The 17,471-nt window shown below is 69.1% G+C and carries 12 protein-coding genes and 2 tRNA genes; 13 read left to right on the forward strand and 1 reads right to left on the reverse strand.

The genetic code is table 11. The annotated features are described in order from the left end of the window. Positions 1-47: 47 nt before the first annotated feature. From gnd to OG943_RS36730, 13 genes are all read left to right on the forward strand, one after another. Positions 48-938, forward strand: a complete 891-nt coding sequence (gene gnd / locus OG943_RS36670; RefSeq protein ID WP_328605499.1) for a phosphogluconate dehydrogenase (NAD(+)-dependent, decarboxylating) — start codon at positions 48-50, stop codon at positions 936-938. 21 nt (positions 939-959) lie between these two features. Beyond that, positions 960-2,114, forward strand: coding sequence for a DNA replication/repair protein RecF (gene recF, locus OG943_RS36675; protein ID WP_328605500.1), 1,155 nt, complete (start codon positions 960-962; stop codon positions 2,112-2,114). Between the two features lie 398 nt (positions 2,115-2,512). Beyond that, the gene (locus OG943_RS48525; protein WP_442874619.1) at positions 2,513-3,520 is read left to right on the forward strand and encodes a DciA family protein; all 1,008 of its coding nucleotides are present in this window, start codon (positions 2,513-2,515) and stop codon (positions 3,518-3,520) included. Between the two features lie 197 nt (positions 3,521-3,717). Further along, positions 3,718-5,685, forward strand: a complete 1,968-nt coding sequence (gyrB, locus tag OG943_RS36685) for a DNA topoisomerase (ATP-hydrolyzing) subunit B (RefSeq protein ID WP_328605501.1) — start codon at positions 3,718-3,720, stop codon at positions 5,683-5,685. A gap of 48 nt (positions 5,686-5,733) precedes the next feature. Continuing rightward, positions 5,734-8,319 carry a DNA gyrase subunit A gene (gene gyrA / locus OG943_RS36690; RefSeq protein ID WP_328605502.1) on the forward strand — a complete coding sequence of 862 codons (2,586 nt, stop codon included), beginning with the start codon at positions 5,734-5,736 and terminating at the stop codon, positions 8,317-8,319. A gap of 35 nt (positions 8,320-8,354) precedes the next feature. Beyond that, complete coding sequence (locus tag OG943_RS36695; RefSeq protein ID WP_328605503.1) at positions 8,355-9,029, forward strand: DUF3566 domain-containing protein; 675 nt, start codon at positions 8,355-8,357, stop codon at positions 9,027-9,029. Positions 9,030-9,079: 50 nt separating this feature from the next. Next, positions 9,080-9,153 (forward strand) — tRNA-Ile (locus OG943_RS36700). 794 nt (positions 9,154-9,947) lie between these two features. Then, positions 9,948-10,121, forward strand: a complete 174-nt coding sequence (locus OG943_RS36705; RefSeq protein ID WP_328605504.1) for a DLW-39 family protein — start codon at positions 9,948-9,950, stop codon at positions 10,119-10,121. Between the two features lie 34 nt (positions 10,122-10,155). Then, positions 10,156-10,228: transfer RNA gene (locus OG943_RS36710), tRNA-Ala, on the forward strand. A 1,043-nt stretch (positions 10,229-11,271) separates the two neighbouring features. After that, positions 11,272-12,468 carry an acyl-CoA dehydrogenase family protein gene (locus tag OG943_RS36715; RefSeq protein ID WP_328605505.1) on the forward strand — a complete coding sequence of 399 codons (1,197 nt, stop codon included), beginning with the start codon at positions 11,272-11,274 and terminating at the stop codon, positions 12,466-12,468. After that, positions 12,465-13,763, forward strand: a complete 1,299-nt coding sequence (locus OG943_RS36720; RefSeq protein WP_328605506.1) for an 8-amino-7-oxononanoate synthase family protein — start codon at positions 12,465-12,467, stop codon at positions 13,761-13,763. Before OG943_RS36715 ends, OG943_RS36720 begins: the two co-directional genes overlap by 4 nt. Next, the gene (locus OG943_RS36725) at positions 13,760-15,022 is read left to right on the forward strand and encodes an ATP-grasp domain-containing protein (protein ID WP_328605507.1); all 1,263 of its coding nucleotides are present in this window, start codon (positions 13,760-13,762) and stop codon (positions 15,020-15,022) included. The genes OG943_RS36720 and OG943_RS36725 overlap by 4 nt, the downstream gene beginning before the upstream one ends. Beyond that, a complete protein-coding gene (locus OG943_RS36730) occupies positions 15,019-16,284 on the forward strand; it encodes an MFS transporter (protein ID WP_328605508.1) in 1,266 nt (421 codons plus the stop codon). Before OG943_RS36725 ends, OG943_RS36730 begins: the two co-directional genes overlap by 4 nt. On the opposite strand, the gene OG943_RS36735 is transcribed toward OG943_RS36730, so the two are convergent. Next, entirely contained in the window at positions 16,268-17,416 is a 1,149-nt protein-coding gene (locus tag OG943_RS36735) for an epoxide hydrolase family protein (protein ID WP_328605509.1), read from the reverse strand. The two genes, OG943_RS36730 and OG943_RS36735, sit on opposite strands and share 17 nt — an antisense overlap. Positions 17,417-17,471: the final 55 nt, after the last annotated feature.

Below are 17,471 nucleotides of genomic sequence, written 5' to 3' on the forward strand. Positions count from 1 at the left end.
CCCGGGCGTCCACACCGCGGATTTTCGTTACTACCTAAGGGGATCTCATGGTTCAGCTCGGTCTCGTCGGCCTGGGCAAGATGGGCTTCAACATGCGCGAGCGGCTGCGTGCCGCCGGGCACGAGGTGGTCGGCTACGACCGCAACCCGGACGTCAGCGACTCCGACTCGCTCGCCGACCTGGTGTCCAAACTGGACGGTCCGAGGACAGTCTGGATCATGGTCCCCGCGGGTGACGCGACCCGGCAGACCATCGTCGAGCTCGGCGCGCTGCTGTCCGAGGGCGACATGGTGATCGACGGCGGCAACTCGAAGTTCACCGACGACAAGCTGAACGCCGACCTGCTCGCGGCCAAGAACATCGGCTACCTCGACTGCGGCGTCTCCGGCGGTGTCTGGGGCAAGGACAACGGTTACGGCCTGATGGTGGGCGGCGCCGCGACCGAGGTCACCCGCGCGATGCCGATCTTCGACGCGCTCCGCCCGGAGGGCCCGCGCGAGGAAGGCTTCTCGCACGCCGGCTCCGTCGGCGCCGGCCACTACGCGAAGATGATCCACAACGGCATCGAGTACGGCATCATGCAGGCCTATGCCGAGGGCTTCGAGCTGCTGGAGGCCTCGAACGTCGTCGACGACGTGCCGGCCGTGATCAAGGGCTGGCAGCGCGGCACCGTGGTCCGCTCCTGGCTGCTCGACCTGCTGGTCCGCGCGCTGGACGAGGACCCGGACCTGGATGACCTCGAGGGCTACGTCGAGGACTCCGGCGAGGGCCGCTGGACGCTGGAGGAGGCCGTGAACCACGCGGTGCCGGCGCCGGTGCTCTCCGCCGCGCTGTTCGCCCGGTTCTCCTCGCGGCAGAAGGACTCCGCGGCGATGCGCGCCGTCGCCGCGCTGCGCAACCAGTTCGGCGGCCACGCGGTGAAGAAGGCCGGGAGCTAGCTCCCGGCCCGGTCCCCGCTCGTGTATCTGCGACATCTCCAGGTCACCGACTTCCGGTCCTGGCCGCAGGCCGACCTCGCCCTCGAACCGGGGCCGGTTGTGCTCGTCGGCCAGAACGGCCGGGGGAAGACGAACCTGCTCGAGGCGATCGGCTACGTCGCGACCCTGGGCTCGCACCGGGTCGCGACGGACGCGCCGCTCATCCGGCACGGCTGTGAACGCGCGCTCGTCCGGGTCGCCGTGGTCAACGAAGACCGCGAGCTGACGGTCGAGCTCGAGATCACGCCGGGCCGGGCCAACCGCGCGCGCGTCAACCGCGGCGCGGTCGGCAAGCCGCGTGACGTGCTCGGGATCCTGCGCACGGTGCTGTTCTCCCCGGAGGACCTGGCGCTCGTGCGCGGCGACCCGGGTGAGCGGCGGCGGTTCATGGACGAGCTGCTGGTGCTGCGCGCGCCGCGGTACGCCGGCGTCCGCGCCGACTACGAGAAGGTGCTGAAGCAGCGCAACGCCCTGCTCAAGACCGCCGGCAAGCGCCGGACCGGCCGCGAGGACCCGTACGCGCTGTCGACGCTCGAGGTCTGGGACGACCACCTCTCGGTGGCCGGCGCCGCGCTGCTCGCGGCGCGGCTGAACCTGATCGCCGACCTCGGCCCGTACGCGGCCGACGCCTACATGGGCGTCGCGCCGGACTCTCGGCCCGCGAAGATCGCGTACAAGTCTTCGCTCGGCGAAGCGCTGCCGCCGTCGTACGGCGTGGCCGGCGGCGAGCGGGCCGACCAGGAGGTGCTGCGGGAGCTGCTGCTCAAGGCGTTGGCCGACGTCCGGAAGAACGAGCTGGAACGCGGGATCAGCCTGGTCGGGCCGCACCGTGACGAGCTGGACCTGATCCTCGGCGACATGCCGGCGAAGGGTTACGCGAGCCACGGCGAGTCCTGGTCGTTCGCGCTAGCGCTGCGGCTCGGGAGTTACGAGCTCCTGCGTGGCGAAGCCGGCGAACCGGTGCTTCTGCTGGATGATGTGTTCGCGGAGCTGGACCGCAAGCGGCGGGCCCGGCTCGCGGAGGTCGCGGCGGGCGCCGAGCAGGTGCTCATCACGGCGGCGGTCGACGAGGACGTGCCCACCGAACTGGCCGGATGCCGGTTCGTCGTGGCTGATGGCGAGGTCACCCGTGCCTGAAGGACCCGTCGGCAAGATCAAACTGGCGACGCGGAGTGACCGCGGCCACAGCAGTTACCCACCAATCTGGGGACAAACCTGTGGACAGTGTGGATAAACCCGTGAACGGGTTATCGCCGCGCGTGACCAACCGGCCAGATGGGGGCCTTGACACCCCCCACGCGGGCAGTCACCCACGTGGGGAGGCGACCTCTGCCACGGAGCGTGACAACGGCGCTGGGCCGAACGAGCGGGGGCCTGCGACGGGGCGGTCGGCATCGGGGGAACAGTCCACAGGTTCGGTGGGCGGGGGCCCGGCAGACGGGGGTGCGGACGGGGGCCCGGCGGGGCTGTTCGCGCTCGACTTGCCCGCGACTGTCGACCGGCTCGGGGCACTCGACCGGCCCGGGACTCCTGACTTGCCCGGGACCGGCCGGACATCCGCGGCTTCGGCAACACCGTCGACAGAACTTCCGACGCCGCCTTCGGCCGGTGCCGCCGCGTGGCCGCGTTCGATCGGCCGGGCTCGCGGTGGTCCGGCCCAGGGTGGTCAAGGGCAGGGTGGTCAGGCTGAGCGTGGCCAGAAGTGGGGCGGCCGGTCTTCCGGTACGCGGTCACGGACCAGCGGTCAGGCGGGCAACAGCCAGGCGTCCGACGGCCGGACGGGCTACGGGCGATCCGCGGCCAACCGGAGCGCAAGCAGCTGGAACGCGCGCGGCCAGAGCCGGGCGAACGGGGCCGCCGCCAACCCCGGCCCGAACGGCCAGAACACCGCCAGCCCGAACGGTCAGAATGCAGGCGGCCAGGGGTCGGCTGGTCAGGGCCCGGCCAGCGAGCGTCGGGCCAACCGCGGTGCGGCCGACCAGCCCACCACCAACAACCAGCCCACCGCCGATGAGCCGGCCACCGGCCGGACCTCCGGCCGGGACCTCGCGCACGCCGCGCTCGAGGCGGCCAAGGCGAAGGCCAAGGAGCGGGGCGCCCCGCCGAACCTGCGCCGTGGGCGGATCACCGGCGGCGGTGGTGGCCAGAACCCGCGCCGGCGACGGTGGTCCGGCTCGGGTGCGGACGCGCGCGACCCGCAGCCGCTCGGCCGGCTCGTCTCGCGGCTGATCTCCGACAGCGGCTGGCAGGACACCATGACGAACGCGCGGGTGTTCGGCCAGTGGGCCCGGCTCGTCGGGGAGGACGTCGCCGAGCACGCCCAGCCGGTGGCGCTCACGGACGGCGAGCTGACCGTGCGCGCGAGTTCCACGGCGTGGGCCACGCAGCTGCGTTTGCTACAGGGGAAGTTGTTGGCGAAGATCGCTGCGGGCGTCGGCCACGGCGTCGTCAAGCGCATGCGGATCCAGGGCCCGACCGCTCCGAGCTGGCGGAAAGGGCCCCGTCACGTGCCGGGGCGCGGGCCTCGTGACACGTACGGCTGACCCGGGTTGCGAGTCGGCGGGTGAGTTCCCCGAGAACCGCGTCAAGCCGGTCCGGATACGAGATGACTCGCCTTCGGGCGATTTCGCGCGTCTGTGACGCACTGAGGGGTGTCCTTGCCGCATGTCAGCGTACGTGGCCAAGTACACTGGACGGGTAGCGAGCGTCCGCTCGGGCGAGACGAGGAGAAACAACGCCGGTGACCGAGAACAAGAGCGAGTACAACGCGTCGTCCATCACCGTGCTCGAAGGCCTCGAAGCGGTCCGCAAACGTCCTGGCATGTACATCGGTTCCACCGGTGAACGCGGTCTCCACCACCTGGTCCAGGAGGTGGTGGACAACTCCGTGGACGAGGCGATGGCGGGTTACGCCACCAAGGTCGAGGTTACCCTCCTGGCCGACGGCGGGGTGCGGGTCGTCGACGACGGCCGCGGCATCCCGGTGGACATGCACCCCAAGGAGAAGAAGCCGACCCTCGAGGTCGTGCTCACCATCCTGCACGCGGGCGGCAAGTTCGACAGCGACTCCTACGCGGTGTCCGGCGGCCTGCACGGCGTCGGCGTCTCGGTGGTGAACGCGCTGTCGACGAGGCTTCTCGCGGAGATCAAGGTCGGCGGCCGGAGCTGGCGCCAGCTCTACACCGACCAGATCGCCGGTGAGCTGGAGGACCTCGGCCCCGCCGAGGGCACCGGCACCACGATCACCTTCTGGGCCGACTCGGGCATCTTCGAGACGACCACGTACAACTTCGAGACGATCTCCCGTCGGCTGCAGGAGATGGCGTTCCTGAACAAGGGCCTCACCCTGTCGCTGCGCGACGAGCGTGTCGCCGACGAGGAGACCGAGCAGGACGCCCAGGGCAAGCAGGCCCGCGTCAAGGAGAAGGTCTACTGCTACCCCGGCGGACTCGAGGACTTCGTCCGGCACATCAACGCCAGCAAGGACCCGATCCACGAGAGCGTGATCTCCTTCGACGCCAAGGGCCCCGGCCTCGAGGTCGAGGTCGCGATGCAGTGGAACAACGGGTTCACGCCGTCGGTGTACACGTTCGCCAACACGATCAACACGATCGAGGGCGGCACGCACGAGGAGGGCTTCCGCGCGGCGCTCACGCGCGTGGTCAACTCCTACGCGCGCGACAAGAAGCTGCTCAAGGAGAAGGACGCGAACCTCACCGGTGACGACGTCCGCGAGGGCCTCGCCGCGATCGTCTCCATCAAGCTGGCCGAGCCGCAGTTCGAGGGGCAGACCAAGACCAAGCTGGGCAACAGCGAGGCCAAGACGTTCGTGCAGCAGCAGTCGAACGAGTGGCTCGCCGACTGGTTCGAGCGCAATCCGTCCGAGTCGAAGACGATCATCAACAAGTCGATCTCCTCGGCGCAGGCGCGGATGGCCGCGCGCAAGGCCCGTGACCTGGTCCGCCGCAAGGGCGCGCTGGAGATCGGCGGCCTGCCCGGCAAGCTGAAGGACTGCCGCTCCACCAACCCGGCCGAGTGCGAGCTCTACATCGTGGAGGGCGACTCGGCCGGCGGCTCCGCCAAGGAAGGCCGCGACTCGATGTACCAGGCGATCCTGCCGATCCGCGGCAAGATCATCAACGTCGAGAAGGCCCGCATCGACCGCGTCCTCAAGAACACCGAGGTCCAGTCGCTGATCACCGCGCTGGGCACCGGCATCCACGACGACTTCGACCTGGCGAAGCTGCGCTACCACAAGATCGTGCTGATGGCGGACGCCGACGTCGACGGCCAGCACATCACCACGCTGCTGCTCACGCTGCTGTTCCGCTTCATGACGCCGCTGATCGAGCACGGCCACGTCTTCCTCTCGCGGCCGCCGCTGTACAAGATCAAGTGGCCGCGCCAGGAGCCGGAGTACGCCTACTCCGACAAGGAGCGCGACGCCGTCATCCAGGCCGGGGTCGAGGCCGGCCGCCGGCTGCCGAAGGACGACGCGATCCAGCGTTACAAGGGTCTCGGCGAGATGAACGCCGAGGAGCTGTGGGAGACCACGATGGACCCGGCCAACCGTCTGCTGGGCCAGGTCACCCTCGACGACGCGGCGCAGGCCGACGAGCTGTTCTCCGTGCTGATGGGCGAGGACGTCGAAGCGCGCCGCTCGTTCATCACCCGCAACGCCAAGGACGTTCGCTTCCTGGACGTGTAGCCGTCCGCCTCAACCGCCACCCCAGGACTTTCCACCGAGAAGGAACCCATGACGGAAACCTTGCCGCCGGCGCCGGACCACGACCGGATCGAGCCGGTCGACATCCAGCACGAGATGCAGCGGTCCTACATCGACTACGCGATGAGCGTGATCGTGTCGCGGGCGCTGCCGGACGTGCGAGACGGTCTCAAGCCGGTGCACCGCCGGGTGCTCTACTCCATGTTCGACTCCGGCTTCCGCCCGGACCGCGGGTACAACAAGTGCTCGCGCGTGGTCGGCGACGTCATGGGCAACTACCACCCGCACGGTGACTCGGCGATCTACGACGCGCTGGTGCGCCTGGCGCAGCCGTGGTCGATGCGCTACCCGCTGATCGACGGGCAGGGCAACTTCGGTTCGCCGGGCAACGACCCCGCCGCCGCCATGCGGTACACGGAGTCGCGCCTCGCGCCGTTGGCGATGCAGATGCTGGCGGACATCGAAGAAGACACCGTCGACTTCTCCGACAACTACGACGGCCGTACGCAGGAGCCGGACGTGCTGCCGGCGCGGTTCCCGAACCTGCTGGTCAACGGCGGTTCCGGGATCGCGGTCGGCATGGCGACCAACATCCCGCCGCACAACCTGCGCGAGGTCGCTTCCGGCGTCGTGTGGGCGCTGGAGAACTACGAGTCCTCCGACGACGAGCTGCTGGCCGCGTTGCTCGTGCGCATCAAGGGCCCGGACTTCCCGACCAAGGCGATGATCCTGGGCACCTCCGGCATCGAGGACGCCTACCGCACCGGCCGCGGCTCGGTGCGCATGCGCGCCGTGGTCGAGGTCGAGGAGGACGCGAAGGGGCGCACCACGCTCGTCGTGTCCGAGCTGCCGTACCAGGTGAACCCGGACAACCTCGTCGAGAACATCGCGCACCTGGTGCGCGACGGCAAGCTCACGGGCATCGCCGACATCGCGGACGAGTCCAACAGCCGGTCCGGCATGCGGATCGTGATCACGCTCAAGCGCGACGCGGTGGCGAAGGTCGTGCTGAACAACCTGTTCAAGCACACCCAGCTGCAGCAGAACTTCGGCGTGAACATGCTGGCGCTGGTCGACCAGGTGCCGCGCACGCTGCGGCTGGACCAGATGATCCGGCACTACGTGACGCACCAGGTCGAGGTCATCGTCCGGCGGACCCGGTTCCGCCTGCGCAAGGCCGAGGAGCGGGCCCACATCCTGCGTGGCCTGGTCAAGGCGCTGGACCTGCTCGACGAGGTGATCGCCCTGATCCGGCGCTCGCCCTCGGCCGACGAGGCCCGGCCGGCCCTGATGGAGCTGCTGGACGTCGACGAGATCCAGGCCACCGCGATCCTCGACATGCAGCTGCGCCGCCTGGCCGCCCTCGAGCGCCAGCGCATCATCGACCAGCTGGCCGAGATCGAGCTGGAGATCGCGGACCTCAAGGACATCCTGGAGAAGCCGGAGCGCCAGCGCTCGATCATCCGCGAAGAGCTGATGGAGATCGTCGACAAGTACGGCGACGACCGGCGCACGAAGATCATCCCGTTCGACGGCGAGGTGTCGGTCGAGGACCTGATCGCGGTCGAAGACGTGGTGGTCACCATCACCCGCACCGGCTACGCCAAGCGCACCAAGACCGACCTCTACCGCTCGCAGAAGCGCGGCGGCAAGGGTGTGCAGGGCGCCACGCTGAAACAGGACGACATCGTCCAGCACTTCTTCGTCTGCTCCACGCACGACTGGATCCTGTTCTTCACGAACAAGGGCCGCGTCTACCGCACCAAGGCCTACGACCTGCCCGAGGCGAACCGGAACGCGCGCGGCCAGCATGTGGCCAACCTCATGGCGTTCCAGCCGGACGAGAAGATCGCCCAGGTCATCGAGATCCCGAACTACGAGGTGGCGCCGTACCTGGTGCTCGCCACGAAGCGCGGCCTGGTGAAGAAGACCAAGCTCACCGACTTCGACTCCAACCGCGCCGGCGGCCTCATCGCCGTCAACCTGCGCGAGGGCGACGAGCTGATGGGCGCGGTGCTGGCGGCGGCGGAGGACGACCTGCTGCTGGTTTCGGCGGAAGGCCAGTCGATCCGCTTCCACGCCACCGACGAGGCGCTGCGGCCGATGGGCCGGGCGACGTCCGGCGTGCTCGGCATGCGCTTCAACGACGGTGACGAACTGCTCGGCATCAGCGTCGTCAAGCCGGACAAGTTCCTGCTCGTCGCGACCGACGGCGGGTACGCCAAGCGGACGCCGATCGAGGACTACCCGGTGCAGGGCCGCGGCGGCAAGGGTGTGCTCACCATTCAGCACGACCGCAAACGTGGCAGGCTGGTGGGGGCACTCATCGTCGACTTCGACGACGAGCTGTACGCCATCACGTCGAGCGGCGGGGTCATCCGCACGCCGGCGCGCGACGTGCGGAAGGCCGGTCGGCAGACCAAGGGGGTGCGCCTGATGAATCTGGGCGACGGAACCACTCTTCTCGCGGTCGCACGCAACGCCGACGAGGGTTCGGACGTCGCCAGTGATGGCGAGGAATCCGCGGACGTGGAGACCCCCGACGTCATCGACGGCGAGGTGGTCACCACGCCCGAGGAGACCGAGGCAGAAGACGGCACGGCGCCGGAGCAGTGAGCGGCGCCCCACGCACGGGTAAGGACTGACTCTTCGTGACACCATCCGAGAAGGCCGACGGCGCGTCGGCAACCCCTCCGTGGCAGCGGACCGCCAAGGACGGTGGCGGTGACTCCGAGGCCACGGTCTCGACCGGGATCGCCACCGAGGGTGTGGTCTACTCGGATCATGAGCAGGACGGACCGCGCGTGAGCGAGAGCGAATACCCGGTGGTGACCGGCACGGCGGCGCCCCGCCTGTTCGGCGGGGCTTCGGGTCCGGTGCAGCCCGAGCCGGCGGAGGACATCCCGTCGGCCGGGCGCAGCCGTCCCACCCCCAGCGCGCTGCGCCGCCCGGGCCGCGGCCCCCGGCGCGCCAGCCTGCAGATCAAGCGCTTCGACCCCTGGTCGGTGCTGAAGCTGGCGCTGGTGCTCGGCGTCGCGATGTTCTTCGTGTGGATGGTCGCCGTCGGCGTCCTCTACACGGTGCTCGACGGCATGGGCGTGTGGGACAAGCTGAACGGCACCTACTCGTCCCTGGTCGGCGGCGAGGGCGCCAACGCGTCCTCGGAGCCGCTGATCAGCGCCAGCCGCGTGTTCGGCATCGCCGCCATCCTCGGCGCGATCAACATCGTGCTGGTGTCCGCGCTGGCCACCGTGAGCGCCTTCATCTACAACGTGTCGGCGGACCTCGCGGGCGGCCTCGAGGTAACCCTGTCGGAGCGGGAGTAACCCGGTTACCGGACCCGAAAACGGGTCCGGTAAAGTTCTCCCCGTTCGACGGGCCCATAGCTCAGGTGGTTAGAGCGCTTCGCTGATAACGAAGAGGTCCCAGGTTCAAGTCCTGGTGGGCCCACCCGGTTGACCCGGTCATGTTTGCTGAGAAGCGCAAACGTGACCGGGTGTTTTTCGTTTCTGGGGGCCGAGCCCCCAGACCCCCACGGTGCGGTCGGTGACGGGACCAGCGTGGGCGGCATGGGGCGCGGAGTGTCGGTGCCTGAGGTGAGGGCATGGGGCGCGGAGTGTCGGTGCCTGAGGTGAGGGCATGGGGCGCGGAGTGTCGGTGCCTGAGGTGAGGGCATGGGGCGCGGAGCGCCTGCGCCCTGGCTAGGTGGGCTGGGTCGGCATAGGGCGCGGAGCGCCTTGGCCTGATGGACGGGGGGCGGATCAGTGGCGTCATCGACTGGTCCGACTTGTGCGTCGGCGGGCGAGAGCGGGCGTGGCATCGGCTGGGGCCGTGGTTCGAGGTGGTTTACGGCGTCGCGACGGGCCGGGCCGAGTTGGTCGCTTCGGGGCTCGAGGGGTGCGGAAACGGCTGTAGGTATGGGTCAGCCCTGCCGGGAAGAGAAGTGCCGGCAGGGCTGAGTTGTGCACGGTCGGCGCGCGCACGGTCGCCTCTCGGCGGAGGGCGCGACGCGGTTCCAGCCGAACGGAACTCCGCGAAGGCAAAGGTGTGAGCCCGGGGGACACGGTGGGCGCACCGACCAGGGGGTTCAACTATCCGGCCGGTGCCGGTATTCCAGTCTCGGAGTGACGCGCGTCGCCCTTGGTTCCACGTGGAACCAAGGGGCTGGGAACCGGCGGGTCCGGCGCTCGGCGAGTGCAGTAGCATCGTGGGGTAACTAAGCAAGTCGGAGAAGGGGGCTTCAGGTGAAGAAGCTGTTGGCACTCGCGGTCGTCGCGGGCGGCGTTCTGTTTGTCGTCAAGCGCAACAAGGCGGCCAAGGCCGAGGCTGACCTGTGGCGTGAAGCCACGGCTCCCACGGGCCCGATCTCGGCGAACGGCACCACGCCGGCCAAGGCCACGGACGCCTCGCGTAACTGATCTTCGGACGGGCGGCATCCCGCCGCCCGTACCCGGGGCTGTAGCTCAATTGGTAGAGCACCGCCTTTGCAAGGCGGGGGTCAGGGGTTCGATTCCCCTCAGCTCCACCCCAGGGTTGTCACTAGAACCCTTGCCCGTGTGAACGCCGGTGAGCACGAGCGCAACGTCGGAAGTTAAAAGGCCATCCGCCGAGCGGGTGGCCTTTTTGCTGCGTCCACGCGGGGACTGGACACTCCCTCGTGCTCACCGGCAACCGCTCAACCGTCGGCCGGCCGCTGTTCTGACGACCGGTCATGGCCTTGGGGGTGGTGATCTGGCGCAAGGAACTGCGAACGCACTATACGGTCCCACTATCGCTGGGATCATTTCTCGATGATGGTGGGCGACGCTGTATATCGGCGGATGATCAAGGCGCCTTTTTGGTCGTTGTCCCAGGTCAGCGGCTTGATATACCTGCCATCGCGGCCCTCGGATTCGGTACTGGAAGGCATTTGAACGGTCGGTCTGGGTGGTATGTTCGTTATCTGGAGGTCGTGTTGTTGCTACCTTCTCGTCTTTTATTCTTAGGATTCGAAATGGCGCGGCTACCCTCTCGCAGGGTTGACAAACGCGCGATCTTATTGTAACATCCATTATGCGAGGGGGAGTCGCTTGAGTTAAATGCTTCAGGCAGCGCGCGACTCTGGGGAGTCTTGGGGGATTCTGAATGGGAATCGACACGTATCTCGAGTGCCATGTGATCTTCTCCGGCCAGGTATCTGGTCGCCGGGAATGACGAGAATTGTGCACTGAGGCTTAGTCGATCACTGCGCCGACCGTCGTCTATGGCGGGGCGCAAGGGAAATCCGATGGCGGCTGTCCACCGTGAAGACGTTGTCAGCACGGGACATTCGCTGCGGTAAGCGGCCGCCTCGATGATTTGTGCTGTGGACACATCGGCCAGGCCGCGAGGCCTTATTTCGCGCTGGCCGCGATGAGTAACCCGTGATGCGCCGTCACCAGGGAGTTCGAGCAATCCTCCCGGTGCGGCGGTCTGGATCCGACACACATTGACAATGCGAAGGTCGGTAACACACATGCCAAGAAAACTCCGACGTCCTGCCGGCGCCGGTCTACGGCTGCCCGGCGCGCGTACACCGGGAGGCCGGCCGTGACCGGCGACGCGATCGACACCTGGCTTCGGCCGATGCGCCCGGTTCTCGATCCCGCCGGCGAGGCCGACTGGGACCAGCTGGCCGCTATGGCGACCGAGCTGGACTCGGTGCTCGCCGCACACCCCATTGACCTGCCGGACGGGGTCGAGCGCTCCCGTCGGCTCAAGGCCGTCCGGCTGGCGATGGTCGAACGCGGCTTCCTGGACACGATGACCCACTCGCCGCTGTACGGGGTTCTGGCGCAGTTCGTCTGCGGCTACCGGGACATCGACCTGCGCGACGCGGTGACCCTCGGCCACGGCCGGCTGATCGACCAGCACGGACACCCCGCGCTTCGCGACCGCTGGGGATCGCGCATGGCGGCCGGTGAGCTCGTCGGCCTCGCCACGACCGAACCGCACGGCGGTTCCCGTACCGTCGCAGCGCGCACCCGCGCCACGGTCGGCCCGGACGGGACCTGGCTGGTCAGCGGCCGCAAGAAGTGGATCAGCCGGCTCACCGAGGCCGCGGTGTTCGTCGTGTTCTTCCAGGACCCGGACGGCAACCTGGTCGCCGCGGCGATCGACGCCGCCGATCCGGGCGTGTCTCGCGAGCAGCTGTCGCCGGCGGGCCTCGCCGGGTGGACCTGGGGCGTTCTCGACCTCGACGCCGTGCCGGTCGATCCGGACCGGGATGTCCTGCTCGGTCACGGAATGTCCTTGCTGCGCAAGCATTTCACCGCCTACCGGCCACTGGTGACCGCCACCGCGCTCGGCGGTGCCGCAGCCGTGTTCGACACCGCCAACGCCCATCTCAGGCACCGGCAGGCCAGCGGGGACTTCGCCCGGCTGCGCGACACCGCCCTGGTCACCTTCGGCCGGACCCACGCCCAGCTGACGACCGCGCTGCTGGGCACCGCCGTGGCCGCGCAGCTGGCCGGCACCGGGTTCGACCGGGCCGAGCAGTGGGGCTGGGAGCTGAAGGCGCACGGCGTCGACACCGCCCACCAGGCGGCCACCGAGCTCGCGCAACTGCTCGGGGCCTTCGGGTACCAGGCCGACTCGCCGATCGCCAAAGCCCGCCGTGACCTGGGCGCGCTGCTGATCGCCGACGGAATCCACGACACCCTCTACCGCAGCGCCGGCAAACACCACACGACTCGGCCGCCGGCGATAACCGAGCCCCGGCAACAGCCGGTGGCCATGCCGGTGTGACCACCCGCGACAGCCGGATTCACGCGATCACGTTCTCATCACCCAAGGAGATCAAGGGCACCATGCACCAGTTCCTCAACATCAAGAAGTCCGTGAGCATCTGTACCGACTTCTGGGACGTCACCAAGGAGTCAGGCCTGTTCGGCATCCCCGTCGCCGGACTCGGCGACGGCAGGCACCGCGTGCTCGCCGACGGCCACGAGTTCGTCAACATGTCGTCCTACTCCTACCTCGGGCTCGACACGCACCCACGACTGGTCCGGGCCGCGGCCGACGCAGTGCTCGCCGAAGGAGCTCTCAACACCTCGTCCTCACGCATGCGGCTCCGGTTCGGCGTGCTCGAGGACGCCGAGGCCGCGTTGTCGGAGCTGTTCGATGTCGAGGCAGTCACCGTCAACTCCTGTGCCACCGCGGCCTGGACGGCCTTGCCGCTGGTCGCCTCGGGCCTGTTCACCGACGGCGTCCCGCCGCTGATGGTGTTCGACAAGCACGCGCACTTCTGCCTGAACGCGATGAAGCCGAATGTGGCGGACGAGGCCGAGATCGTCACGATCCGGCACAACGACGTCGAAGCACTGGAAGACCTGTGCAAGCAGCACCGGCAGGTCGCGTACGTGACCGACGGCGTGTACAGCACCGGCGGCCAGGCCCCGATCGCCGAATTGCTGCGCCTGCAGGAGAAGTACGGCCTGTTCCTGCTCCTCGACGAGGCGCACAGCATCTCGACCGTCGGGAAGCACGGGCGCGGCGTCGTGCTGGAGGCGATGGGTGAGATCAACGACCGCACGGTGATCATCACGTCGTTGAACAAGGGTTTCGGCGCCTCCGGCGGGGCGATTTTCCTCGGTCGCCGCGGTTCGAAGGAGCGGGTCGACATCGCCCAGCGCAGCGCCGCCCCGCTGATGTGGTCGCAGCGGATCAACACCGCGGGCCTCGGCGCCGTGCTCGCGTCGGCCGAACTGCACCGCTCCGCCGAGCTGATCGAGCTGCAGAACCGGCTGCAGGCCAACATCACCCTGTTCGACAGCCTGGTCGAGACCGGTGAGCGCGGTGACGGCCTGCCGATCCGGTTCGTGGAGGTGGGCTCCGAGGCCGGGACCGTCACGCTCGCTCAGGACCTGCAGCGCGCCGGCTTCTTCGTGCCGCCGATCTTCTTCCCGATCATCGGCCGTGGCAAGGCGGGCTTGCGGGTGATGCTGCGCGCGAACATGTCGACCACGGAGATCGAGGAGTTCTGCCAGCTGGTCAACACTCTGCGCGATCGCGAGCCGGTCGCCGCGGGTACGGGGGAATGAAGCCGACCCTGATGCTCGTCGGTGGCGCCCGCCCACTCCTGGCCTTCAGCGTGGACCTGACCGAGGCGGTGCTCGCGCAAGCTGCCGCCCGCGGGGTCCGCACGCTGGTCACCAGCACCGCCTCGGACCTCGCGGCCATGCCGTCGATCGTGGCCTCGGCCGACGAGGCCGCGGCCGTGGGGTTCACCGAGCCGGGAGAGACCGCGGAGTGGGCGCGGCGTCGCGTCGCGGCGGGCGAGCACATCGTGGCGGTGCTCGCCCAGCTGGAGATGGCCCAGGTCGCGGCGGCCGAGACGGCGGAGGCCGTCGGGGCACCGGGCAACGCCCCGGAGGTGATCCGCCGGATCCGCACCAAGGACGCCTGCCGGGCGGCGCTGGCCGCGGCGGGATTCGCCCAGCCCGCCGTCCGGCTGTGCGCGAGCGCGGCCGACGCGGCGGGCTTCCTGCGGGAGACCGCGGGACCGTGGATCGTCAAACCACGCGACGCCATGGGCAGCACCGGCGTCAGCCAGATCTCCTCGGCCGACGACCTGCCCGCGGCGCTGGCGCTGCTGCCCGACGCCGGCACGTTCCTGGTCGAGGAGTTCGTGTCCGGGCCGGAGTTCAGCGTCGAGGGGATCTTCCAGCGCGGCCGGCCCAGGATCCTGGCCGTCACCGCGAAGGAGACGGTCCCACCGCCGTTCTTCGTCGAAACCGCGCACACCCTGCCCGCGGATCTACCCGAGCCCCGGCGCCGGGAGATCGACGAAACGGTGTCCGCCGCGCTGCTCGCCCTCGGGCTGCGCAGCGGTGCCTTCCACGCCGAGATCTGGCTGACGCCGACCGGCGTCGTGCTCGGCGAGGTGCACAGCCGTTTCGGCGGCGACTGGATCCACAAGATGCTCGAGTACGCCATTCCCGGTATCGAGCTCTTCGGGCTGATCATCGACGACCTGCTCGGCCTGCCGCAGACACCCGGCCCGCTCGAGCCGACCCGCGGCGCGGCGGTGCGCTACCTGACCCCGCCGCCGGGCCAGGTCGTCACGATCGAGGGCTGGGACGAGGTCCTCGCTCACCCGGCAGTACTGCACGCGGAGCTCTCGGCCGGGCCCGGCACCGATATCCCGCCGCTGCACCGCTCCGGCGACCGGGTCGGGCTGATCGTCGTCGGTGCGCGGACCTCGACGCTGGCGCGCGAACTCGCCGAGGAGCTGGCTTCCTCGGTCCGGTTCGTCACCACGTCCGATGAAGCCATGGTCAAGGGTTCGGCAGGCGCATGATCCTGGACACCCGCCTGCGCCGATGGACCGCGCACGTACTCCCGAAGAGCGGTGGCCGCCCGGCCCGGTTGCTCGCGTTCGCCACGTTGGTGAGCACAACCGGTTACGGCGTCTACCTCACCGCGGGAGTTCTGTACTTCACCAACGCGGTGCATCTGCCGACGGCCCAGGTGGGTATCGGCCTGACCATCGCGGGGGCGGTGTCGCTGGCGGCGGGGATACCGTTCGGTCACCTGGCCGACCGGCGCAGCGCGACCACGGTCTACTCGGTGACGCTGGGGCTGGGCATGGTGTCGATGGCCGGCCTGTGCCTCGCGCACGACTTCTGGACATTCCTGGCTTTCGCGAGCCTCGGCGCCGTCGCGCAGACCGCGGGACAGGCCGCGCGCGGCCCGCTCGTGCAGGAGTACGGCGGGGAGCGGCCCGCCGAATTCCGCGGATACCTGCGCGCGATCACCAACGTCGGCGTCTCGCTCGGGGCGCTGCTCGCGGGCTGGGGGGTCGCGGTCGACACCAGCTACGCGTACCTGCTGCTGATCGGGGGCAGCGCGGTTTCGTATGCGGCATCGGCGATGCTCGTGCTGTTCCTGCCCCGCATCACGCCGAAGCCCGTGCGCACCGGAGCGCGATGGGTGGCATTGCGGGACCGTCCCTACCTCGTGCTGACCTTGCTGGACGGCTTGATGGCGATCCAGTACCGCGTGCTGACCGCGGCCGTGCCGCTGTGGCTGGTGGACCGGATCCTGGCGCCGAAGTGGTCGGTCTCGGTGGTGATGCTGGTCAACACCGCCATTGTCATTCTTTTCCAAGTGCGGGCCAGCCGCGGCGTCACCACCCCGGTACTGGGCGGCCGGGCGTTCCGCCGCGCGGGCTTCGCCTTCCTGATCGCCGCCGTGATGATCTCCTTCATGGCGGAAACTCCCGTATGGCTCGCCATGGTGCTGCTGCCGATCGCGGTGATCATCCATACCGTCGGCGAGATCTGGCAGGCCGCGGGCGGCTTCGAGCTGTCCTTCGCGTTGGCTCCGCGACATGCGGTCGGCCAGTATCAGGGGCTGTTCGGCATGGGCCTCGGTCTGGGCGTCACTCTTGGTCCCGCCCTGCTGATCACCTTGTGCATCGGGTGGGGCGTCCCGGGATGGTGGGTCGTCGGCGCCCTCTTCGCGCTGACCGGTCTGGCCGTTCCCCCGGTCATCCGGTGGGCCGAACGCGACCGCCCACACCTGCGAGCCGGGACCGGGGAGGTCAGCGGAACAGCCTGAACGCCGCCCTGACCTCCTCGACGAACGCGGCCGGTTGTTCCAGTGCGGGAAAGTGCCCGCCCTGGTCGAGTTCGTGCCAGTAACGCAGATCCGGAAATTGCGGCTCCGCCAGCCGCCGCGACGGCTGGTAGTAGTCCGCCGGGAAAACCGAACACCCGACCGGTACCGGGACCGGCGTCTCCTTGCCGGCGCCGGCAAAGCTTTCCCAGTAGAGCCGCGCGGCCGAAGCGCCGGTCGCGGGCAGCCAGTACATCAGGAGGTTGTCGATGAGCTCGTCGTTGGTGAACGCGGTGCCCGGGTCACCGCCGCAGTCGCTCCACGCCTCGAACTTGTCGGTGAGCCAGGCGGCGAGCGCGGCCGGCGAGTCGGTCAGGCCGTAGCCGATGCTCTGCGGCCGGGTCGTGTGCACGGCGGCGTATGCCGATCCCTCGGCACGGTGCCGGGACAGTCGTTCCAGCGCCGAACGCTCCCGGTCGGTGAGATCGTCGGTGTTGTCCGGTACCGGGAACGGCACCATGTTCAGGTGGATGCCGATGAGGTTGTCCGGATGCCGCCGGCCCAGCGTCATGGTGATCCGGGCACCCCAGTCGCCGCCCTGTGCGCCGTAACGCGGGTAGCCGAGTTTGCGGATCAGCTCATCCCAGGTGTCCGCGATCCGCTCGGTGCCCCAACCGGTCCGCGTGGGTTTTCCGCTGAACCCGTATCCCGGCAGGGACGGGCACACCACGTGGAACGCGTCTGCCGCGCTGCCGCCGAACGCGACCGGGTCGGTGAGCGGGCCGACGACCTTGTGGAACTCGCGCACCGAGCCGGGCCAGCCGTGCGTGATCAGCAGCGGCACCGCGTCCGGGTGCGGTGAGCGGACGTGCAGGAAATGGATGCGCAGCCCGTTGAGCTCGGTGGTGAACTGCGGGAAGCGGTTCAGCCTTTCCTGTGCGGCCGGCCAGTCGTATTCGGTCAGCCAGTACTTGCACAGCTCACGAACGTAGGCCAGCGGTGTGCCCTGTGACCAGTCGTCGACGGTTTCCGTTTCGGGCCATCGAGTCAGGCGCAGCCGATCGCGGGTGTCGGCCACTGCTGTTTCCGGGATGTTCACCCGGAACGGGACGATGTCGCCGGGCGGTGCGGTCATGGGCTCAAAGCTACTTGATGCGAATGGTGGGCGCGAGCACAAAAACGAACATGGA

Source organism: Amycolatopsis sp. NBC_00345 (assembly GCF_036116635.1).
Taxonomy (GTDB): domain Bacteria; phylum Actinomycetota; class Actinomycetes; order Mycobacteriales; family Pseudonocardiaceae; genus Amycolatopsis.